The following is a 20,447-nucleotide window of genomic DNA, read 5'->3' on the forward strand; positions in this document are numbered from 1 at the left end:
GTGTTCAGCGTGGCCGGGGCCAGCACTTTGTTGTCGTGTTCAGCAATAACCAAGATAGTCATTTAGATTACCTTCGCTTCGTTTTTCAGTTTCTCAACCAGTTCAGCCACCGACTTGACCTTGATACCCGCGCTGCGTGCAGCAGGCGCTTCGACTTTCACGGTTTTGTTGGTGGAGGCGGTGGAAACGCCCAAAGCGTCTGGAGTCAGCGTCTCGAGAGGCTTCTTCTTGGCTTTCATGATGTTTGGCAGGGACGCGTAGCGCGGCTCGTTCAAACGCAGGTCGGTGGTGACGATGGCCGGCAGTTTCAGGGAAACGGTCTGCGCGCCGCCGTCGATTTCACGGGTGACAGCCACGCTGTCGCCACTGATTTCGACTTTGGAGGCGAACGTGCCCTGACCGTAACCGCTCAGTGCAGCGAGCATCTGGCCGGTCTGGTTGTTGTCGCTGTCGATGGCTTGTTTGCCAAGGATCACCAGCTGAGGCTGTTCCTTGTCGACAACAGCCTTGAGCAGCTTGGCAACGGCCAGGGAAGTCAGGTCTTCGGCGGACTCGACGAGGATGGCGCGATCGGCACCCAGAGCCAGCGCGGTGCGCAGTTGCTCTTGAGCGGTGGACGGGCCCACGGAGACGACGACGATTTCAGTCGCAACACCCTTCTCTTTCAGGCGTACGGCTTCTTCCACGGCGATCTCGCAGAACGGGTTCATCGACATCTTGACGTTGGCAAGATCGACGCCGGAATTGTCCGCCTTGACGCGAACTTTCACGTTGTAATCCACAACGCGTTTGACAGCTACAAGAACCTTCATGGATTCCTCGTTACTCTCCGGTGAAAAGAAAGTCGCCTAGGCGAACCTGGCGGTTGATGCTCATCGGGCGCAAGGGCACCTCCAAAAACGCCGGCAAACGTGTCAAGTGACCATCGCTCATGATGCTGATGACCGCTCGTCAGGAGTGACTAACGAGTCATTCAATATCGCGACGTGTAAACTGCGCGTCAAACCCGCGCGGCGCATCACTTTCCACTGCCATCGCCCTGTCTTTAGAGGTGCTCTTGAAACCAACAGTCAGCCTACGGCGAGCGCAAAACCGCCCGTATCTTGACCGGAACACCTATTCCGGTCAATACGCCAAAATGGCCGTTCATACGCCGGGTGACTTTGATTTCTCTGGCTTGGAGCCATTTCAAACAAACGTTTGTATTGGACGCTGAGAGTGGTGTAGATATAATGCGCCACCAAAGAGAAAGGTGGTTAATCGATTGTCCTCTCCCGGCGTTGCGCAGGGATTCACGGATGCGACACCCAACCTCCATATTAGAAAAAAAACTGTTGAGCCTTGAGTAGGAGATAACCTGTGGAACGCGAATACATGGAATTCGACGTGGTCATCGTCGGTGCCGGCCCCGCTGGTCTTTCCGCTGCCTGCCGATTGAAGCAGAAGGCCGCCGAAGCCGGTAAGGAAATCAGCGTCTGCGTGGTCGAAAAAGGCTCCGAAGTCGGTGCTCACATTCTGTCCGGTGCGGTGTTCGAACCCCGCGCCCTGAACGAACTGTTCCCGGACTGGAAAGAACTCGGCGCGCCGCTGAACACGCCGGTCACCCGCGATGACATCTTCGTGCTGAAAAACGCCGAAAGCGCGCAAAAAATTCCAGACTTCTTTGTGCCCAAGACCATGCACAACGAAGGCAACTACATCATCTCCCTGGGCAACCTGTGCCGCTGGCTGGCCCAGCAGGCCGAGAACCTGGGCGTGGAGATCTACCCGGGCTTCGCCGCCCAGGAAGCGCTGTTCGACGAGAACGGCGTGGTCCGCGGGATCATCACCGGCGATCTGGGCGTTGACCGCGAAGGCAACCCGAAGGAAGGCCTGTACACCCCGGGCATGGAACTGCGCGGCAAGTACACGCTGTTCGCCGAAGGTTGCCGTGGCCACATCGGCAAGCAACTGATCAAGCGCTTCAACCTCGATAATGATTCCGACGTGCAGCACTACGGCATCGGCCTGAAGGAAATCTGGGAAGTCGATCCGGCCAAGCACCAGCCAGGCCTGGTGGTGCACACCGCCGGTTGGCCGATGGACATCATGGGCACCGAGAACACCGGTGGCTCGTTCCTCTATCACCTGGAAAACAACCAGGTGGTCGTTGGCCTGATCGTCGACCTGTCCTACAGCAACACCTACCTGTCGCCGTTCGACGAGTTCCAGCGCCTCAAGCATCACCCGGTGCTCAAGCAGTATCTGGAAGGCGGCAAGCGCGTCAGCTACGGCGCCCGCGCCATCTGCAAGGGCGGCCTGAACTCGCTACCGAAGATGGTCTTCAAGGGCGGCGCGCTGATCGGTTGCGACCTCGGCACCCTGAACTTCGCCAAGATCAAGGGCAGCCACACCGCGATGAAGTCCGGCATGCTGGCGGCTGACGCCGTGGCCGATCGCCTGTTCGCCGAGTCCGAAGGCGGCGATGAACTGACCAATTATGTCGAAAGCTTCAAGAACAGCTGGCTGTACGAAGAACTGTTCGCCAGCCGCAACTTCGGCCCGGCGATCCACAAGTTCGGCGCCATCGTCGGCGGTGGTTTCAACTGGCTGGACCAGAACATCTTCGGCGGCAAACTGCCGTTCACCCTGCACGACACCAAGCCGGATTACGCTTGCCTGAAACTGGCGGCCGACTGCAAGAAGATCGACTACCCGAAACCGGATGGCAAGATCAGCTTCGACAAACTGAGCTCGGTGTTCATCTCCGGTACCAACCATGAAGAAGAGCAGCCGTGCCACCTGAAACTGGCCGATGCGAGCATCCCGATCAGCAAGAACCTGCCGCTGTACGACGAACCTGCCCAGCGCTACTGCCCGGCCGGCGTGTATGAAGTGGTGACCAAGGAAGACGGCGAGAAGCGCTTCCAGATCAACGCCCAGAACTGTGTTCACTGCAAGACCTGCGACATCAAGGACCCTGCACAGAACATCACCTGGGTGACACCGGAAGGTGCCGGCGGCCCGACTTACCCGAACATGTAAGCCGAACGCCTGAACATCAAGGCTCCCGAATGGGGGCCTTTTTGTTGCCTGCAATCAAGGGCATCGCTCCTACAGAAAGATGGGTTTAAACCTTGAGACCCAGCTCCGCCGACAGCCGGGTCGTGACCCCTTTGATCAGGGGAATCAGCTCGGCCATTTTTTCCAGCGGCATGTACGGCACAGTGCTGGCGATGCTGATGGCGGCGACGATGCGTTTGCTGGCATCGCGGATCGGCGCCGCCACGCAGCGGATCGACGGTTCGTTGTCTTCCAGGTCGAAGGCGTAGCCGCCGGCCACGTACTCGGTCATGCGCTGCTGGAACTGCTCCCAGGATTGCTCGGGGTGCTGCGGCCAGAACTGGTTTTTCCCACCCACCGGCAGGCTGACTTCGTACAAGCGCTGCCACTCTTGCGGCGAGTCATCGAGCATCAACGCCTTGCCAATTCCGGTGCGCGCCAAGGGCATGCGATGACCGACCCGCGAGCGCATCTCCGGACCATTGCGCCCCGGATTCTTGTGCAGGTACAGCACCTCGTCGCCTTCTCGGATGGCCAGGTGGATGGTGTCGCCAGTCAACGCCGACAACTCATCCAGATACGGCCCGGCCAGGGTCACCAGCGGTAATTCTTCGCGCGCCTGAAACCCCAGTTCGATCAGCTTGGGCCCCAACAGATAACCGACCTGCGGCACCACCCGCAGATACCGCTCGTCCACCAGGCAACTGGCCAGGCGATGGGTGGTGCTGCGCGTGGTGCCGATCAACCGGGCGATTTCCTTGAGATCGCGGGCGCCACTGGCCACGGCCTGGACCACACCCAGGCCACGAAGCAGTGTCTGGGTGCCGGTCGGTGCGGCGTCCTTGGCGATTTTTGGGGCGTCTTCCTGCATATCCAGCCTTTACCGTTGAGCGAGTGAACGGGCGGCATTATGGTCGCCCGCAGGTCACGACTACAACTTGATACGCTCGACCTTGCCCACCAGCAAGATGTAGGAAAGTGCACCGATCAACGCCAGAACCGAGATATAGGTGATGGCCGGGGCAAAAGAGTCACCACTGGCAAGGAAGCCGATGACGATCGGCGTGGCGATGGCCGACAGGTTGCCGATGAAGTTGAACACCCCTCCGGTCAGCCCAAGCAAACGCGCTGGCGCCAGGGTCGACACCAGCGACCAGGTGATCGATGCCAGGCCGTTGCCGAAAAACGCCAGTGCGAGGAAGGCAATCACCAGCGGCGTCGATTCGACGAAGTTGGCGCCGATGATCGAAGTGGAAATCAGCAGGCCACTGATGATCGGCAACTTGCGGGCGAAACCCACGGTGTAGCCACGACGAATCAGGAAGTCCGAGAAGAAACCGGAACACAACACGCCGACGAACGCCGCGAGAAACGGCAGCGACGCCAGCAAGCCGGACTTGATGAAGTCCATGCCGCGGTATTTCACCAGGTAGGTCGGGAACCACGTCAGGAAAAACCACAGCGTGGAGTTGAGGCAGAACTGGCCGAGGTAGATGCCCCAGAGCTTGCGCTTGGTCAGGACAATGCCCAGGTCAGTCCAGCTGAATTTGGCCTTGACCTTGGCCTGTTCGGACTGGATGTCCACCAGCCCACCGCCTTCTTTGATCAGCTCGATCTCAGCGTCGTTAGCGCCTTTGAAATCACGTGGCTCGCGATACACCGCGTACCAGATCACTGCCCATAGAATGCCTACCGCGCCGGTAGTGACGAACACCATGTGCCAGCCGAATTCGTGCTGCAGCCAGGCCAGAACCGGTGTCAGGAATGCCAGTCCGACGAACTGCCCGGAGGTGTAGAAACCGATGGCCGTGGCGCGCTCACGCTCCGGGAACCAGGTGGTGACCACACGGCTGTTGATCGGATAGGCCGGCGCTTCCAGGGCTCCGACCGCCATGCGCAACACGAACAGCGCGATGAAACTGCCCGCGAAGCCGAGCATGACCGTGGCAATCGACCATAACAGCAGCGCGGCGGTATAGAGAATGCGCGGCGGCACCCGGTCTACCAGCCAGCCGCCGGGAATCTGCATGGCCGCGTAGGTCCAGCCGAAGGCCGAGAAGATCAGGCCGACGTGGATGGGATCGATGCCCAGGTCGCTGGTCAGCGCCGGCGCGGCGATCGACAGGTTGCTGCGGTCCAGGTAGTTGATCACCACGGTGATGAACAACAGCACCATGATGAAAAAACGCTTGCGGCTGGGCGCCGCCAATGACGCCTGCCCGGTGAGGGTTTGCGGTTGCATGAGGAGTGCCTCTTTTTATGTTTATTGAGGTCGTTCTAAAGACTGGCGCTGAACCCTGCAGGAGCTGGCTTGCCAGCGAAGGCGGTCTCAGGTGTGGGGCAAGATTCGAAGGCCCCTTCGCTGGCAAGCCAGCGCCTACACAGGGATTGGTGGTGAGTCAGAGGGATCTCACCACTCGGCAAAACTGCCGTCGGCATGGCGCCAGATCGGGTTGCGCCAGCGGTGGCCGACCGCGGCGCGTTCGATCACGTACTCCTCGTTGATCTCGATGCCCAGGCCCGGGCCGTTGGGGATTTTCACGAAGCCTTTGTCGTAGTCGAACACCCGCGGATCCTTCACGTAGTCGAGCAGGTCGTTGCTCTCGTTGTAATGGATGCCCAGGCTCTGTTCCTGGATAAACGCGTTGTAGCAGGCCGCGTCCAGTTGCAGGCACGCCGCCAGGGCAATCGGGCCCAGCGGGCAATGCAGCGCCAGCGCCACGTCATAGGCTTCGGCCATGTTGGCGATCTTGCGGGTTTCGGTGATGCCGCCCGCATGTGAAGCATCCGGCTGGATGATGTCGACGTAGCCTTCGCTGAGCACGCGCTTGAAATCCCAGCGCGAGAACAACCGCTCACCCAGGGCAATCGGCGTGCTGGTCAGCGGTGCCAGTTCCTTCAGCGCTTCGTAGTTTTCGCTGAGCACCGGTTCTTCGATGAACATCAGTTTGTACGGATCGAGTTCCTTCATCAGCACCTTGGCCATAGGCTTGTGTACCCGGCCATGGAAGTCGACGCCGATGCCGACGTTCGGCCCCACCGCATCACGCACCGCCGCGACGTTGGCCAGGGCCAGGTCGACCTTGTCGAAGGTATCGAGGAACTGCAGTTCTTCGGTGCCATTCATTTTCACCGCGGTGAAACCCCGGCTGACTGCTTCTTTCGCAGCGCGCGCGGTGTCTGCAGGGCGGTCGCCGCCGATCCACGAATACACGCGGATCTTGTCCCGCACCTGACCACCGAGCAGGTCACTGACCGACACACCCAGCGCCTTGCCCTTGATGTCCCACAACGCCTGGTCGATACCGGCCAGGGCGCTCATGTGGATCGCGCCGCCACGGTAGAAGCCACCGCGGTACAGCACGGTCCAGATGTCTTCGATGTTGCGTGGGTCTTTGCCGATCAGGTAGTCGGACAATTCCTCAACGGCAGCAGCAACGGTGTGCGCGCGGCCTTCGACCACGGGCTCGCCCCAGCCGGTGACGCCTTCGTCGGTCTCGACCTTGAGGAAGCACCAGCGTGGCGGAACGATGAAGGTGGTCAGTTTGGTGATTTTCATCTTTTTGTCTCTCTTGTAGATGCAGCGCTCGCAGCGCCAAAAAGTCTTAGCGAAGGGCTTTCCAGGCAGCCACGTAAGCCTTGGCGTTGAGCGCCACTTCATCTGGCGTCATACCCGGTTTGAACAACCCGGAACCGAGGCCGAAGCCTTTGACGCCCGCGTCGATGAACTCCTGCATGTTGTCCGGGGTGATGCCACCGACCGGTGCCAGGATCGTTCCCGCCGGCAGCACCGCGAGCCAGGCCTTGACGACCACCGGGCCCATCTGCTCGGCCGGGAACATCTTCAGCACATCCGCGCCTTCGGCCAGTGCCGCGAAGGCTTCGGTCGGGGTGGCAACACCGGGCGACAGGTAAAGGCCGGCCGCTTTCGCCGCGCGCAACACCTTCGGATCGCTGTGGGGCATGACGATCACCTGGCCGCCGGCCGCCTTGACCTGTTCAACCTGCTGCGGCGTCAGCACCGTTCCCGCGCCGATCAGGCAATCGGCGGGCAGCGTGCTACGCAGGATGCGGATGCTTTCGTACGGCTCAGGGGAATTGAGCGGCACCTCGATGACGCGAAATCCGGCGGCATACAGGACTTCACCCATGGCGGCGGCTTCTTGCGGGCGCAGGCCACGCAGGATCGCGATCAGCCCGTTTTGCGCCAGTGCTTGTTTGAGCATGTCAGGACTCCAGTCAGGTTTAACGATTTGGCGTGGGCGCGATCAGGCCGGCCGCCAGTGCCAGCTGCCACAACCCGCGTTCGGTGGCCTGCTCGGCCAACGTCACCTGCGCAAATCCGCAGGCATCGAGCGCGCGGCTGTAGCGGCTGCACAGCTGGGAATTGCCGATCAGGATGATGGAAGGCAGGTGCACGCTGTTGCGGCGACGCCGCTGCACACAGGCCAGGGCCGACAGTTCATGACCGATCAACAGGCCGGACAGGTAATCCGCTTGCGCCATGGCGCCGAGTTCACCGGTCAGGCCGAGGCTGCGGGCGCTGAACAAGGTCGACAAGGGGCCGATTTCGCCGTCCACCGACAACGCCACCTGCACGCCGCGATCGAATGCATCCGCATCGAATGACGCGCCGCGCTGCTGGGTGCGACCCAGGATGCTGTGTTCGCTGAGCACGGCGAAGACTTCGCCGGTCATGAAGGTATCGAAATGCACGATGCAGCCGTCGGCCACTTCCACCCATTTCGAATGGCTGCCTGGCAGGCCGATCAGCAGATCGCTGCCCGCCTCGCCCACGAGTTTCTGCAAGACGCCAAGCACCTGGGTTTCTTCGCCGCGCATCACGTTCGGCAGGCGCGAGCGCTGGATCACCCCCGGCACGATGTGCACATCGACACCGCGAAGACTGCGAACGGTTTGCAGGGAAGTGCCGAGATTGGCGACGTTCGCCGGTGTGTCGCGATAGGCCGCTTCGCGCCAGCCCTGGGCGCTGCCGACCATGCCGCAGGCGATCACCGGCAAGTCGGGCTGTTCATCGAGCCAATCGCCACAGGCCTCGTCAAACGCCAGTTCAAAACCATCGACGCATTCGCGACCGTTGATGATTCGCGCAGCCTTGGGCAACTGCATGATCCCCGACGACAGCGAACGTTGTTCGAGCACCTGGCCGCCCGCGGCAAGTTTGTAAGCACGTAATGAGGTTGTCCCCCAGTCGAGCGCGATCAATTGCGCCTGCATCGCTTCACCTGTTCTGTTTTTGGCAGTGAGTGAGCGGACTATAAACCTTGGCGTCTCTAAATCTCAATATATAAATATCAATCCCACATATTGAGACAAGATAAAAAAGATCGCAGCCTTCGGCAGCGCCTTCAAGATCGGGTTTACACGCGATTCATGTGGAGCTGCCGAAGGCTGCGATCTTTTAAACGGTATTAATTACCCTCAGCAAAATCCCGCAAGACTGCCCCATCCATGCGGTATCGAACCCACTCTTCCTGTGGCTGCGCACCCAGGGATTTGTAGAAGTCGATGGCCGGGGTGTTCCACTCCAGCACGCTCCATTCAAAGCGCCCACAGTCGTTGGCACAGGCGATTTTCGCCAGGTGCCGCAGCAAGGTTTTACCCGCACCACCGCCGCGCTGGTCAGGGGTGATGTACAAGTCTTCGAGGTACAGGCAGTTGCTGCCCAGCCACGTGGAATAGCTGAAAAAGAACACTGCAAAACCGATGGGCACTCCATCGCGCAGGCAGATCAGGCCATGGGCCGTCGCCCCTTCACTGAACAGGCTGCGTTCGATGTCGGCGACGCTGGCGATGACTTCATGGCGAGCACGTTCGTAGTCGGCCAGTTCAGTGATGAACGCGAGGATTTGCGGCGCGTCACTGGGGGTCGCCGGGCGGATTTCGATCGTCATGGACGTGCCTTGTCAGAAGTTGAAAACGCCATACTAAGGCGGTGCGTGGCGCTCGTCACATGGGAAATGAAAACATCGATGCGGCAGGCCTGAACCGTTCGTCGTTCATCAGGCACCAATTCGAAACGGGGGCGGACCAACATCAGGTAAGGACTCTAAATCAATGGAGACACCACCATGCTCACGTCCCGGTTGTCCGCCCTCGCCCTCGCTGTCCTGATGTCCCCGCTCGCTATCGCCGCCACCACAGCGTCCGGCACCGGCCCGACCAACCCGGTCGAAAAGCCCAAAGCCCCCGCTATCCAGAGTGCCCCCGGCATCAACACCAACGGCACAGGCGTCGACAGCAGCTTGCCACCGTCAACCGGCACCGACCCGCGGATCCAGGGCAACGATGCGGGCCGCCAAGGCGGCCTGAACCAGCCCGATACCAAGACACCGGATAACGCCAGTCCCGGCATCGGCTCGACCACCACCGGTGGCTCGGGTTCTTTAGGGGGCGCGAGCCAGTAATTCGCCGCAATACCTACCCATCGCAACGAAGAGGTAACCATGAACGTCGATAAAAACCTGGAAAAAGAAGTCCTGACCCGCCTGCTGCACGCCCACCCGAGTGGCCTGGGCAAGGAGGTACTGGACAATTACCGGGGGGAGAAAGTCGTGGCCAGTACCCTCGCCACACTGCAGGAACGCGGGTTGATTCAACATGGTCATGTGGTCTGCAACGAAGCGGGCGAGCACTCGCTGAACCTGCCGATCAAGCTCAGCGCCGCAGGGGTTGAGGCGGCACGCAAGCTGGATATTTGAACTCACCAGCAAGCCAGGAGAAATCCCATGCCTCGTGGAAGCAAAGACAAATACACCGCCGAGCAGAAACGCAAGGCCGAGCACATTGAAGACAGTTACGAGCGCAAAGGTCTGTCCAAGGATGAAGCCGAAGCGCGCGCCTGGGCGACCGTGAACAAACAGTCCGGTGGTGGCGAGCGCGCCGGTGGTTCAGGGCGCAAGAAGCCGGCCAGTGCCAAGGCGCAAGATCGCAAGGAATCGTCGCGACGGGCGGTGGTCAGTCGCGAGGGTCATTCGCGTAACAGCAAGGCATCGCGCGACGTGCAGACCGTGGACAGTTTGATGAAAGAGGCCCGGGCGAAGAATATTCCGGGTCGGTCCAGCATGCGTAAGCAGGAGTTGATCGAGGCGTTGCGCAAGGCTGGCTAAGCCTGATTTGTGTTGAACTGAAGGGCTTCATCGCTGGCAAGCCAGCTCCCACAAAGTAAGGTGGTGAGCACACGGCTTGTGAACGCCATAGAACCTTGTGGGAGCTGGCTTGCCAGCGAAGGCGGTGGATCAGGCGCCGAAAGTCTTGCGGATCAACGCATCCACCTCAGCAGTCCTCGGCGATGTCGCCGGCCCCCACCGGGTCACCGCCAACGCTGCTGCCGCATTGGCCCTTTGCGCTGCATCAAAGGCAGACAACCCCTGCGCCAGTGCCGCCACAAACACCCCTGCATGGGCATCGCCGGCGCCATTGCTGTCCACCGCCTGCACCTTGAAACCCGGTACATGTCGACGTTCGCCCTGCTGATGAATCCAGCATCCTTGGGGCCCGTCGCGAACGACCATGAGCACATCGCGCGGCAAATGCCCGAGCAGACGATCCAGCGCCTGGGCGATGTCCGTCGCGCCGGTAAACTTCTGCGCTTCGACACTGTTGCTGGTCCACAGGTCAATCCGCGCCAGCAACGCCTGCATCAGCGGCGCGTCCGGCGAATCCACCAGCGGCCCCGGATCGAACACCACGTTGATCCCGCTCGGCAATGCCAGCACCCAATCTACCAGCGCCTGTGCCTTCCCCGCCTGCAGCAGGCTGTAGCCACTGACGTAGACATAATCGCCCGCCTCAACCGGCACACTGGCCAGGTCTTGCGCAGTCAACTCGCCTTCGGCACCGATGTACGAAACGAAACTGCGTTCGGCCGAAGCGTCGGTGATGGCGACGCACAGCCCGGTATCGCGCTCGGCACGATCAGCGATGCCGATCTGGATGCCTTCCGCGTTCATGGCCTCACGGGCCAGGTCACCGAAACGTCCGGTGCCGTGACGACCGAGGTAAACCACCGGCAGACCATTACGCTGTGCGGCCGCCATCACATTGAAACCGCCGCCGGCCTGAAAACTGGCGGACTGCGCCAACACATCGCCCCCCGCTTGCGGCAACTTATCCACGGCCATGACCAGGTCGATGATGACCTGGCCGGTGTGCAGCAACTTAGGCATGGGCATTCTCGATCAGCGCGGCACGACGATCCTTCGCCCCGCCAAGTATCAGGTAAAGGCCACCGGCGACCACAAAGGTCACGATCCAGCCGAGGCCGTTATGCCCCAGCCACGAGTCGGACAGGAAACCCTTGAACCAGACGTTTTCTGCCGTGGTGCCGATGGTGGTGAAGCTGAAACCGAGCACGATCGCCACCGCCCAGGCGCCGAACGCGCGCCACTCGACGCCGCCGCGATACCAATAGGCGCTGCTTGGGCTGACGTCCAGCAGGTCCTTGGAGCTGTAATAGTGACGATGAATCAGATCGACTACGAAGATCCCGACCCACGCGGTGATCGGCACCGCCAACAGGGAAATGAAGGTGATGAACGGGCCGTAGAAACTGTCGGCGATCAACATGAAGTAAATCGAACCGGCGAAAATCGCCACGATGTCCACCACCACGGCGTAGACGCGCTTGACCTTCAGGCCGAGGGTCAGCGTGGTCAGCCCGGCGGAGTACACCGACAGGTTGTTCGACAGCAGCAGGCCTCCGAAGGCGGTGATCAGGTACGGCACGGCCATCCAGGTCGGCAGCATGTCGCGGATGGCGATGATCGGATCGGTGGCCTGGGCCAGGTCGTTGTTGCCCACCGACAGCAAACCGCCGAGGGTGATCAGCAGCACCAGCGGGATGCCCGCACCGAATGCTGCCGACGCCACCAGGCGCACGGCTTTGACACTGCGGTGCTGATAGCGCGACATGTCCGCGCCGGCGTTGGCCCAACCGATCCCCGTGCCCGCCGCCATGGTGCCGATGCCGATGATCATCGCGCTCATGGGTGCAGGCGTGGCATTGAACACCGCACTCCAGTCGATGGTGGCGCAGAGGAAGCCGCCGACCAGAATGTTCAGTGCGCCGAACACGTAGGTCGCCCACTTCTGGATCACCAGCAACGTGGCGTGACCGAGGCCGGACACCGACAAGGTCAGCAACACGAAAATCGCGATGAACACCAGGGTCAGCAACGGCGCGCTCTTGGCCTCCACCGGCGAACCGAAGAGGATCGAGCACAGCGACAGCAGCACGAACGCGGCGGTGGTGGTGTTGACGGTTTCCCAGCCCAGGCGCGACATCAGCGACACCAGGGTCGGGCCGATATTGCCGCGCACGCCAAAGATGGCGCGGGACAGGGTCAGGCTCGGCGCGCGGCCACGACGACCGGCGATGGAAATGATCCCGACCACCGCGAAGGAACCGGCGGCACCGAGGATCGCGACGATGACCGCCTGCCAGATCGCCAACCCGCGAAACGCCACGAGGGTCGCGCCCAGCGGCAGGCCGAGGATGGAAATGTTGGCGGCGAACCAGACCCAGAACAGCTGCAGCGGATGCCCATTGCACTCGGCCTCCGGCACCGGATCGATGCCGCGGGTCTCCAGTTGCCCGGCGTTCTGCCCGGCGTTCGATGAACTCATGAAAATGCTCCTGTTGCCATTTTTGTGGTTGTGGGCAAATACGGAAATGGGCGATACATTGCGGGTTATCAAATCAACCAGGCGGTGCGCTTATCGCGAGCAAGCTCGCTCCCACAGGACTGTGTGTACCTCAAGGTTTGCGCTATCCCTGTGGGAGCGGGCTTGCCCGCGATGGCGTCAGCCCGGTCAACGCAAGGCCAAAAGACCCTGGACCAACGGCTCCAGCTCCAGATCATTGACGGCCTTGACCTTCTCGATCATCACCACCGGCCAACTCTCCAGACCCAGGCAGGCCCCGAGCATCGCCCCCAGAATCGCCGCGATGGTGTCGGTGTCGCCACCCAGGCTGGCAGCCATGCACAGTGCGTCGAAGGCACTCAATTCACCGATGGCCACCTGCTGGGCCAGGGCAAACGACACCACCACCGACTCCTGTGAAGCCACCGAGGTGCCGATCACGTCGTACAGCACATCGGCGAGCATCGCCTTGTCACTGTCGACGCTGATACTGCGCGCCCAACTGATGCGCGAAGCGATTCGTCCGCCAGCCACCCAGTGGCCATGGCCCTCGGCTTGCTGGGCGATTTGCTGGCCGAGGTTCAGCGCCTCGCCCAGGTCCATGCCGTTGATCCCGGCGGAAACGACCGCCGCCACCGCCGCCGCGCTGGAAATGCCCAGCGTGGTGTTGTGGGTGACCTGGCAGGCCTGTACCACGGCATCGATGAAACGCTCGGGATTGGCCACATCCGCGGCAATGCCGACCGGGGTGATCCGCATCGCCGCGCCATTGGTGGTGCCGTAGCGGCCGGCTTCTTCGGGCGAATGGCCAGCGAGGATCATTTCGATCGCGCGTTTGGTCGAAGGGCCGAGCAAGTCCTGGGAGCCCTTGGCCTGCATCACCGCTTCCCATTCGATCAAGCGTTGTGCGAGGAGCGAGGGTTGGATGTTGCCTTGACCCTCGACCAGCAATTGACCGACCAGAATGGCCTGCTCGGTATCGTCGGTGATCGAGCCCTTGGGCATATTGGCGGCGATCGGCTGATCGGGACCGGCATTTTCAAGGTCGGTGATTTCACCGAAGCGCGCCTGGATCTGGGCGCGGCTGAGGGATTGGGTCGGCATGCCCAATGCATCGCCCAGGGCCAGGCCATAGAACGCGCCAAGCGCACGATTGAGCGCCGTCATTTCGACGGCCCGAATTGCAGGTGCAGGCGAAAATGCACAGGGTCGAGCAGGCTTTCCACCTGTTCCATGAAGCGGTTTTGCCGGTCATAGGTGGTGCGCAAGGCCTTGAGGAACACCGTGCCAACAGGCCGGCCCAGCAGCTCGGCATCTTCGGCATTCAAAGGCTCGGCACCGATCCATTGATCGCCGCGCTCGCCGATGTAGCCATAAGCGGCCAGGGTGATGGTCAGCGAGTTATCGATCAAGCCAACCCGCGGCAGGCTTTCCAGGCCTCCGGTAGCGGGCATCAAGGAGCGCTCGAGGGAGACCAGCGTGCCATCGTTGGAACGCCGGCGACGGTCCAGGGTGATGAACTGGTCGGTGCCGAAACGCGGCAGCAGGTCAGGACGGGTCACCGCCTCCAGCCGCAGCACTTCGGTATTGATCAGCGCGCCGCTGTCGGCCAGGGCCTGGGCCCAGCCGCTGCGCTGGTCGAGCGCCACACCGTCGAACGTGACGATGGAGCCCACCCCGCTTTGCGTCGCGATGTAGTTGCGCCGCTTCAACTCGGCCAGCGCTTCACGCAAGGTTCCTCGGCTGACTTTGAATTCTTGAGCCAACTGATGCTCGCCCGGCAGATGAAAACCGTCCTCCATGAGACCGCTTTCAATGCGCCGGATGAGTTCGTCGACCACCCGTTGTTTCTTGTCGAATCGTACCTGTCTAATCATGTACAAATTGAAACCGAAACAGCTTGAGGCGGGCAAGAAATATTTACAGGAGATGACAGAAGGAGGCCTTGCCATGATCGTTCCCACGCTCCGCGTGGGAATGCCTCAAGGGACGCTCCGCGTTCCAGCTCTGGAAAGGCACGCAGAGCGTCCCGGGCTGAATTCCCACGCGGAGCGTGGGAACGATCAATCTCAGCGTTGTTTCAAGCGGTCAATCACCACCGCCAGCAGCAAGATCGAACCCCGAATCACATACTGGTAGAACGTATCGATGTTCTTAAGGTTCATCGCATTCTCGATGATCGCCAAAATCAACACCCCGGCAATCACATGCCGGATCATGCCGATCCCGCCACTGAGTGACACACCGCCGAGCACGCAGGCGGAGATCACCGTCAGCTCGAAACCCTGGCCGATCATGGGCTGGCCCGAGGTCATGCGCGATGCCAGGATCACCCCGGCCAGCGCACCGATCAGGCCGTGCACGGCGAAGATGATGATCTTGGTCCGGTCAACGTTGACCCCCGCCAACAGCGCCGCTTCCTGGTTACCGCCGATGGCCATGGTATTGCGCCCGTAGGTGGTGTAGTTGAGCAGCCAGCCGAAGAACAGGAAGCAGACGATGGTAATCAGGATCGGCACCGGCACACCGAACAACTGACCGTTGCCGAACACGAAGAACGACTCCTGGGACACCCCCACCGCCTTGCCATTGGCGAAGATGTAAGCCAGGCCGCGCACGATCTGCATGGTCGCCAGGGTGGTGATCAATGCATTGACCCGCAATTTGGCAATCACGATGCCGTTGATCAAACCGACGATCAGCCCCATCACCAGTGCCGCGCTGACGCCGAGGAACACGCTATCGGTGTCGCGCATCACCACTGCCGCCACCACGCCGGCGCAGGCGATCACCGAACCCACCGACAAGTCGAAATGCCCGGACGCCAGGCAGTACAACATGGTGCACGCCGCGATCCCGGTCGTGGAAATCGCCAGGCCCAGGCCGCGCATGTTCAATGGCGAGAGAAAGTTGTCGATCAGCAAGGTACACAGCACGAAGATACCGACGGCCGCCAGCAGCATCACCCAATCATCAAGAAAGCGCCGCAGGTCCAGGGGTTTGCGTGCAGTCGGCAGGGTTTCGTTTTGGGTTGTCATCATAGTCACCTCTCAGTTCGCCACGCCGTCAGCGCGTTGGCGCGGCAAAGCCAGTTGCAGCAGGTTGGATTCATTGGCCTGTTCGCGGCTCAGTTCGCCACGCAACGCGCCTTCGCACAGCACCAGGATGCGGTCGGAAATACCCATCACTTCCATCAGGTCGCTGGACACCACGATCACCGCAATGCCACTGGCGGCCAGGTTATGGATGATCTGGTAGATCTCGGCCTTGGCGCCGATGTCGATGCCACGGGTGGGCTCATCGAGCAGAAGGACTTTCATCGGCATCGACAGCCAGCGACCAAGAATGGCCTTCTGCTGGTTGCCGCCGGACAGGAACTTGATCTGTTGCCCGGCGTGTGGCGTTTTCACCTTGAGCGCCTTGATCTGCTTGTCGGCGTTGCCCTTCTCCCACAGGCCACGCAACAGGCAACCGAAGGTCGAATGCGCTCCACGGGCGCTGATGTTGATGTTCTCGGCGACGCTCGCCAGCGGCAGGATGCCCTCTTTCTTGCGGTCCTCGGGACACAGCAAAATCCCGGCGGCAATCGCATCCCGGGGCGAGCGCAGTTTCAGTTCATGACCGCGCAGTTCAAGGCGTCCGGCGCTGTTGCGTTCCAGCCCGCTGAGCAGGCGAAACAATTCCGTGCGCCCTGCGCCGACCAGGCCGAACAAGCCGAGAATCTCGCCCTTGTGCGCGTCGAAACTCACCGGTTCGCGCAGGCCTGGCCCGAGCAGGCGGTCGACCCTCAATGCCACCGCACCGCGCTGGCGCGGGCGGTAATCGTAGATGTCCTGAATGTCTCGGCCGACCATGCAGGTCACCAATTGATCGTGGGTCAACTCGCTCATGTCTTCGAAGGTACGCACGTAACGGCCGTCCTTGAACACCGTCACCGCGTTGCAGATGCGGAACACTTCCTCCATGCGATGGGAGACGTAGAGCACCACTTTGCCTTCGTCGCGCAGCCGACCGATGATCGCCATCAAGCGATCGATCTCCCGCGCCGACAGGCTGCTGGTGGGCTCGTCGAAGGCGATGACATGCGCGCCACGGGACAAGGCCTTGGCGATCTCGACCAGCTGCCGCTGACCGAGGGACAGGCGCCCGACTTTCTCCTGCGGGTCGATTTCGTCGGCCAAGCCCCTGAGGCAGGCCAGGGCTTGCTGGCGCAAAGTGCCGCGATTGATCAGGCCGAAACTGGCCGGCAGGTGACCGAGAAAAAGATTCTCCGCGACCGTCATTTCCGGCACCAGGTGCAGCTCTTGATGGATAACTGCAACGCCGCTGCCAATGCTGTCGGCGGTGGATTTGAAAGCCATCGTCTGGCCGCCGATCTGCAGGTCGCCGCTGTTCGGGGTGTAGGCGCCGCCGAGGATCTTCAGCAGGGTCGACTTGCCGGCGCCGTTCTCGCCCATCAAGGCATGAACCTGCCCCGGATGGGCGACGAAGTTGATGTTGTCCAGCGCCTTCACGCCGGGAAAGGTCTTGCCGATCCCGTTGAAGCGCAAGCTGCCGCCGGCGGTGTGTTGCTGTACTTGGGTTTGCGCGTGCATAGCCACCTCATCTCACAGAGCAGGCAACCCCGCTGCCGGGGCCGCCGATGAAATCAACCGGCCCTCAGTTCCAAAGGCCGATCTTTTCCAGTTCCTGCTTGAAGTTGTCGCGCGTGATCAGCGTCACGTCGTCCATGGCGGTGTACTTCGCCGGTTCTTTGCCGCTGGTGACCCACTCGTACATCATGCTGGCAGTGTTGTAGCCCTCGATGTGCGGGCTTGGCAGCATCGACCCGTAGAAGCCGCTGTCGGGTTTCTTCAGCTCGCCAATGGCGTCGGTACCGTTGATGCCGATGCCGATCACGTTAGCCGCGGCAAAACCGGCGGCTTCAGTGGCACGCACGCCGCCCAGCACGGTGTTGTCGTTCATGCCGCCGATGATCAGGTTCTTCGCCGCGCCCGGCAGCTTCACCAGCGCCGAGTTGGTGGCGTCCATGCTGCCCGGCACGTCGAGGGTCTTGAGGGCCGCGAACAGGATGTGATCCTTGGGCATGCCGGCATCTTCCAGCGCCTTGACCGAGCCGTCGGTGCGCTTCTTGCCGGTGTCGAGTTCGTTGTAGGTGTTTATGACCGCGTAGGTGTCCTTCCACTCCCAGCCGCGTTTTTTCGCTTCGGTGGCCATGGCGCCGCCCTGCTTCTGGCCGACTTCGAAAGCGGCCATGCCCAGGTACGGAACGTCTTCCATGAACTTGCCGCTGGCATCGACGAAGCGGTCATCCACGGCGATCACTTTCAAACCGTTGAGCTTGGCCTTGGCCATGATCGCAGGGCCCAGGGACACGTCCGGCGGGCAGATCACGAAACCCTTGGCGCCGTTGGCCGCCAGGCTGTCGATGGCCGACAGGGTTTTCTCGCCGTCAGGTACGGCGATCTTGATCAAGGTGAAACCCTTCTCCTTGCCGGCCTTTTCAGCGAAGGCCCATTCGGTCTGGAACCAGGGCTCTTCCGCTTGCTTGACCAGGAAACCGATTTTCACTTCCTCGGCCGCCAGCAGCGTACTGCTGAGGCTGAACGCGCTGACCGCCACGGCGGCGCAGCACAGGGAACGGATGGCATGACGACGATTCATAAGCTGACTCCTTGTTGTTTTTGTTGAGCGTAGTGCCAATAGTCATATCGTATGATGATTGAATTTCAGGCGCAGTTTTGCACCTGAAAAACGGTCTACCTAGTCGTGGTACATCACTGAGCGCCCGCCATCGATGGTGATGCACGAAGCGTTGATGAACGGCGCTTCATCACTGGCCAGGAACACCGCGGTCATGGCCACCTCGATCGGCTGGCCGATGCGGCGCGGCGGGTGCAGGTCGAAGGCGCGTTGACGCTCGGCATGGGGGTCGGCAAAGCCGTTCCAGTAGTCGACGTTCAATTGGGTTTCGATGTAGCCCGGCGCGATCGCGTTGACGCGAATGCCCTTGGGTGCGTATTCGATACCCAAGGCGCGGGTCAGGCCGAGCAGGCCGTGCTTGGCCACGGGATAAGGGAAGCAGCCGGGAATGATGTGGGTGGAATGGGTCGAGGCAATGTTGATGATGCTGCCGATGCCCTGCTCGATCATCTGCGGCAATACCGCCTTGCAGCCGTACCAGGCGCCATCCAGGTCGATGGCGAAGCAGCGACGCCAGTCTTCCTCGGTCATTTCCAGCGGGTCACGGAACACGTTAACCCCGGCGCAGTTGACCAGCACGTCGATCCGCCCGTGACGCTCGACCGCCAATCTGGCCATGGCGTGCAGGTCCTGTGGCTTTGAAACGTCGGCCTTGATCGCCACCACGTCGGCCCCTTTGCCCCGCCACTGCGATGCGACGTTTTCGACTTTTTCGCCCTGGATATCGCTGATGACCAGCTTGGCTTGCTGGGACGCGAAGGTCGCCACAATCGCCTCGCCGATGCCCTGGGCAGCACCGGTCAACAACACCACTTTGTTTTTCAGGCGCTCGCCCTTCGGTGGTTCGGGCACGGGTGGTAACGAAAGAGGTTCAGCCATGGATCAGGACTCCTGTTCGAAAGCACGACGAAAACCGGGCATCTGTGGATGTCCGGTCAAAAGGCGTTGAAGAAGAAACAGGCAGGCGCGAAAACGTTTCAGCATCGAGATGCTCTGAAACGCGGACTCCACAAGGGAGCGCGGGGGAATATCGCTGCATCACTTCACCTGTTTTGTTTTTTTAAGTGTGAGTGCGTGTAACTGATGGAGCCGACTATAAACCTGACCGGTCAATAATCTCAATATATAATTTACAGTCCCATATTTTGGGATCTATCCAGAAAATCGACTACAGACCTTTCCTGCAACGTCGACGCGAATCGACAACACAGCCCCATCCAATGGATGCCCAAGGGGGCTCGCGGCGCTGGTGATGTACAGGGTTTTCAGGTCGACATCGCCAAATACGCAACTGGTCGGACGGCTGACGGGCAGTTCGATCACCCGATCGACCTTGCCTTCCGGGCTCAGCCTGAGCAGGCAACTGCCGTCCCATCGGGCATTCCAGATAAAACCCTCGGCGTCCATTGCCGAACCGTCCGGGCCGCCGAATGGGTGGGGGCCGAACCAGGGCTGTGCCGGTTCGAGATGACCGTCGGTACGAATGAAGTGCCGGTACAACGTGCCATCGAGGCTGTCGCCGAAAAATACGCTGGTGGCGTCATCGCTCCATAGCAGCGTATTGGGAATGCCCAGGCCACGCAGCAGCGGTGTCACCCGTGCATCGCGATCAACCCGGAACAGTCCACCGGAACGCCGTTCGATGGGCAGGTCTTCGCCCTGTTCGCCGATGTTGTTTTGCATGGTGCCGAGCCACAGCCTGCCTTGGGCATCGCAGCGGGCTTCGTTGGCACGGTTGCCGGGCTGCGGATCGGCGACGCAGAACAGGGTCAGTCGCGGGTCCAATCCCGCAGAATCAAGGTCAAGCCGATACACGCCGCTGCTCAAGGTCACCAGCGCATCGCCGCTTGCACAGGGGATGAACGCCGAGACGTGCTCTGGCATCTGCCAGATCTGCACGTTGGCGCCGATCAAGCGCAACGCCTGCTTGCCGGCAATGTCCACCCAGTACAGCGCCTGGGTCGGCGCATCCCAGAACGGACCTTCGCCCAGTTGCGCCCGGTGCTCAGTGACCGCAGTCCACTCCATGAAACCTC

The 20,447-nt window shown here is 61.1% G+C and carries 20 protein-coding genes; 4 read left to right on the forward strand and 16 right to left on the reverse strand.

Translation table 11 applies throughout. From position 1 onward, the window contains the following. Positions 1–62: 62 nt before the first annotated feature. On the reverse strand, positions 63–812 hold the full coding sequence (locus tag ACIO0C_RS28790) for an electron transfer flavoprotein subunit beta/FixA family protein (RefSeq protein WP_008017740.1): 750 nt from the start codon (positions 810–812) through the stop codon (positions 63–65). Positions 813–1,359: 547 nt separating this feature from the next. Here ACIO0C_RS28790 and ACIO0C_RS28795 point away from each other — a divergent pair. Then, positions 1,360–3,024, forward strand: a complete 1,665-nt coding sequence (locus ACIO0C_RS28795; protein ID WP_008065838.1) for an electron transfer flavoprotein-ubiquinone oxidoreductase — start codon at positions 1,360–1,362, stop codon at positions 3,022–3,024. 85 nt (positions 3,025–3,109) lie between these two features. On the opposite strand, the gene ACIO0C_RS28800 is transcribed toward ACIO0C_RS28795, so the two are convergent. The 6 genes from ACIO0C_RS28800 to ACIO0C_RS28825 form a co-directional block, all read right to left on the reverse strand. Then, a complete protein-coding gene (locus ACIO0C_RS28800; RefSeq protein WP_401317525.1) occupies positions 3,110–3,913 on the reverse strand; it encodes an IclR family transcriptional regulator in 804 nt (267 codons plus the stop codon). Between the two features lie 60 nt (positions 3,914–3,973). Next, on the reverse strand, positions 3,974–5,284 hold the full coding sequence (locus ACIO0C_RS28805; protein ID WP_401317528.1) for an MFS transporter: 1,311 nt from the start codon (positions 5,282–5,284) through the stop codon (positions 3,974–3,976). Between the two features lie 168 nt (positions 5,285–5,452). After that, complete coding sequence (gene dgoD, locus ACIO0C_RS28810) at positions 5,453–6,601, reverse strand: galactonate dehydratase (protein ID WP_008065848.1); 1,149 nt, start codon at positions 6,599–6,601, stop codon at positions 5,453–5,455. 46 nt (positions 6,602–6,647) lie between these two features. Then, the gene (locus tag ACIO0C_RS28815) at positions 6,648–7,268 is read right to left on the reverse strand and encodes a 2-dehydro-3-deoxy-6-phosphogalactonate aldolase (RefSeq protein ID WP_401317531.1); all 621 of its coding nucleotides are present in this window, start codon (positions 7,266–7,268) and stop codon (positions 6,648–6,650) included. A 19-nt stretch (positions 7,269–7,287) separates the two neighbouring features. Next, entirely contained in the window at positions 7,288–8,280 is a 993-nt protein-coding gene (locus tag ACIO0C_RS28820; protein ID WP_401317533.1) for a 2-dehydro-3-deoxygalactonokinase, read from the reverse strand. Between the two features lie 194 nt (positions 8,281–8,474). Further along, the gene (locus ACIO0C_RS28825; protein ID WP_401317534.1) at positions 8,475–8,957 is read right to left on the reverse strand and encodes a GNAT family N-acetyltransferase; all 483 of its coding nucleotides are present in this window, start codon (positions 8,955–8,957) and stop codon (positions 8,475–8,477) included. Between the two features lie 177 nt (positions 8,958–9,134). Between ACIO0C_RS28825 and ACIO0C_RS28830 the strand changes: the two genes are divergently transcribed. Genes ACIO0C_RS28830 through ACIO0C_RS28840 form a run of 3 tightly spaced genes read left to right on the forward strand, consistent with a single transcriptional unit; the run spans position 9,135 to position 10,172 of the window. Beyond that, positions 9,135–9,470: a hypothetical protein gene (locus tag ACIO0C_RS28830; RefSeq protein WP_401317537.1), complete on the forward strand. Its 336-nt coding sequence runs from the start codon at positions 9,135–9,137 to the stop codon at positions 9,468–9,470. A gap of 39 nt (positions 9,471–9,509) precedes the next feature. Continuing rightward, a complete protein-coding gene (locus tag ACIO0C_RS28835; RefSeq protein WP_401317540.1) occupies positions 9,510–9,764 on the forward strand; it encodes a hypothetical protein in 255 nt (84 codons plus the stop codon). Positions 9,765–9,791: 27 nt separating this feature from the next. Continuing rightward, positions 9,792–10,172 (forward strand): Rho termination factor N-terminal domain-containing protein, encoded by a 381-nt coding sequence (locus ACIO0C_RS28840; RefSeq protein ID WP_401317543.1) that lies wholly within the window; start codon positions 9,792–9,794, stop codon positions 10,170–10,172. A gap of 129 nt (positions 10,173–10,301) precedes the next feature. Here ACIO0C_RS28840 and ACIO0C_RS28845 read toward each other — a convergent pair whose 3' ends face one another. The 9 genes from ACIO0C_RS28845 to ACIO0C_RS28885 form a co-directional block, all read right to left on the reverse strand. Continuing rightward, a complete protein-coding gene (locus tag ACIO0C_RS28845; RefSeq protein ID WP_401317545.1) occupies positions 10,302–11,231 on the reverse strand; it encodes a PfkB family carbohydrate kinase in 930 nt (309 codons plus the stop codon). Next, on the reverse strand, positions 11,224–12,690 hold the full coding sequence (locus tag ACIO0C_RS28850) for a purine-cytosine permease family protein (protein ID WP_401317548.1): 1,467 nt from the start codon (positions 12,688–12,690) through the stop codon (positions 11,224–11,226). Before ACIO0C_RS28850 ends, ACIO0C_RS28845 begins: the two co-directional genes overlap by 8 nt. A 186-nt stretch (positions 12,691–12,876) precedes the next feature. Next, the gene (locus tag ACIO0C_RS28855) at positions 12,877–13,875 is read right to left on the reverse strand and encodes an ADP-ribosylglycohydrolase family protein (protein WP_401317551.1); all 999 of its coding nucleotides are present in this window, start codon (positions 13,873–13,875) and stop codon (positions 12,877–12,879) included. Further along, positions 13,872–14,585 (reverse strand): GntR family transcriptional regulator, encoded by a 714-nt coding sequence (locus tag ACIO0C_RS28860; RefSeq protein ID WP_272603260.1) that lies wholly within the window; start codon positions 14,583–14,585, stop codon positions 13,872–13,874. The genes ACIO0C_RS28855 and ACIO0C_RS28860 overlap by 4 nt, the downstream gene beginning before the upstream one ends. Positions 14,586–14,777: 192 nt before the next feature. Further along, positions 14,778–15,746, reverse strand: coding sequence for an L-arabinose ABC transporter permease AraH (araH, locus tag ACIO0C_RS28865; RefSeq protein ID WP_095195599.1), 969 nt, complete (start codon positions 15,744–15,746; stop codon positions 14,778–14,780). Between the two features lie 12 nt (positions 15,747–15,758). Then, positions 15,759–17,303 carry an L-arabinose ABC transporter ATP-binding protein AraG gene (gene araG / locus ACIO0C_RS28870; protein ID WP_401317556.1) on the reverse strand — a complete coding sequence of 515 codons (1,545 nt, stop codon included), beginning with the start codon at positions 17,301–17,303 and terminating at the stop codon, positions 15,759–15,761. Between the two features lie 64 nt (positions 17,304–17,367). After that, positions 17,368–18,372, reverse strand: coding sequence for a substrate-binding domain-containing protein (locus ACIO0C_RS28875; protein WP_401317558.1), 1,005 nt, complete (start codon positions 18,370–18,372; stop codon positions 17,368–17,370). 99 nt (positions 18,373–18,471) lie between these two features. After that, a complete protein-coding gene (locus ACIO0C_RS28880) occupies positions 18,472–19,290 on the reverse strand; it encodes an SDR family oxidoreductase (RefSeq protein WP_401317560.1) in 819 nt (272 codons plus the stop codon). Positions 19,291–19,563: 273 nt separating this feature from the next. Continuing rightward, entirely contained in the window at positions 19,564–20,439 is an 876-nt protein-coding gene (locus tag ACIO0C_RS28885) for an SMP-30/gluconolactonase/LRE family protein (RefSeq protein ID WP_401317563.1), read from the reverse strand. Between the last annotated feature and the right edge of the window lie 8 nt (positions 20,440–20,447).

This window comes from Pseudomonas sp. NPDC087336, from assembly GCF_044744285.1.
Lineage (GTDB): Bacteria > Pseudomonadota > Gammaproteobacteria > Pseudomonadales > Pseudomonadaceae > Aquipseudomonas.

Bases quoted from the DNA above. Each gene is read 5' to 3' on its own strand.
- ACIO0C_RS28790 (WP_008017740.1), bottom strand. From the start codon at position 812: ATGAAGGTTCTTGTAGCTGTCAAACGCGTTGTGGATTACAACGTGAAA.
- ACIO0C_RS28800 (WP_401317525.1), bottom strand. From the start codon at position 3,913: ATGCAGGAAGACGCCCCAAAAATCGCCAAGGACGCCGCACCGACCGGC.
- ACIO0C_RS28805 (WP_401317528.1), bottom strand. From the start codon at position 5,284: ATGCAACCGCAAACCCTCACCGGGCAGGCGTCATTGGCGGCGCCCAGC.
- dgoD (WP_008065848.1), bottom strand. From the start codon at position 6,601: ATGAAAATCACCAAACTGACCACCTTCATCGTTCCGCCACGCTGGTGC.
- ACIO0C_RS28815 (WP_401317531.1), bottom strand. From the start codon at position 7,268: ATGCTCAAACAAGCACTGGCGCAAAACGGGCTGATCGCGATCCTGCGT.
- ACIO0C_RS28820 (WP_401317533.1), bottom strand. From the start codon at position 8,280: ATGCAGGCGCAATTGATCGCGCTCGACTGGGGGACAACCTCATTACGT.
- ACIO0C_RS28825 (WP_401317534.1), bottom strand. From the start codon at position 8,957: ATGACGATCGAAATCCGCCCGGCGACCCCCAGTGACGCGCCGCAAATC.
- ACIO0C_RS28830 (WP_401317537.1), top strand. From the start codon at position 9,135: ATGCTCACGTCCCGGTTGTCCGCCCTCGCCCTCGCTGTCCTGATGTCC.
- ACIO0C_RS28835 (WP_401317540.1), top strand. From the start codon at position 9,510: ATGAACGTCGATAAAAACCTGGAAAAAGAAGTCCTGACCCGCCTGCTG.
- ACIO0C_RS28840 (WP_401317543.1), top strand. From the start codon at position 9,792: ATGCCTCGTGGAAGCAAAGACAAATACACCGCCGAGCAGAAACGCAAG.
- ACIO0C_RS28845 (WP_401317545.1), bottom strand. From the start codon at position 11,231: ATGCCTAAGTTGCTGCACACCGGCCAGGTCATCATCGACCTGGTCATG.
- ACIO0C_RS28850 (WP_401317548.1), bottom strand. From the start codon at position 12,690: ATGAGTTCATCGAACGCCGGGCAGAACGCCGGGCAACTGGAGACCCGC.
- ACIO0C_RS28855 (WP_401317551.1), bottom strand. From the start codon at position 13,875: ATGACGGCGCTCAATCGTGCGCTTGGCGCGTTCTATGGCCTGGCCCTG.
- ACIO0C_RS28860 (WP_272603260.1), bottom strand. From the start codon at position 14,585: ATGATTAGACAGGTACGATTCGACAAGAAACAACGGGTGGTCGACGAA.
- araH (WP_095195599.1), bottom strand. From the start codon at position 15,746: ATGACAACCCAAAACGAAACCCTGCCGACTGCACGCAAACCCCTGGAC.
- araG (WP_401317556.1), bottom strand. From the start codon at position 17,303: ATGCACGCGCAAACCCAAGTACAGCAACACACCGCCGGCGGCAGCTTG.
- ACIO0C_RS28875 (WP_401317558.1), bottom strand. From the start codon at position 18,372: ATGAATCGTCGTCATGCCATCCGTTCCCTGTGCTGCGCCGCCGTGGCG.
- ACIO0C_RS28880 (WP_401317560.1), bottom strand. From the start codon at position 19,290: ATGGCTGAACCTCTTTCGTTACCACCCGTGCCCGAACCACCGAAGGGC.
- ACIO0C_RS28885 (WP_401317563.1), bottom strand. From the start codon at position 20,439: ATGGAGTGGACTGCGGTCACTGAGCACCGGGCGCAACTGGGCGAAGGT.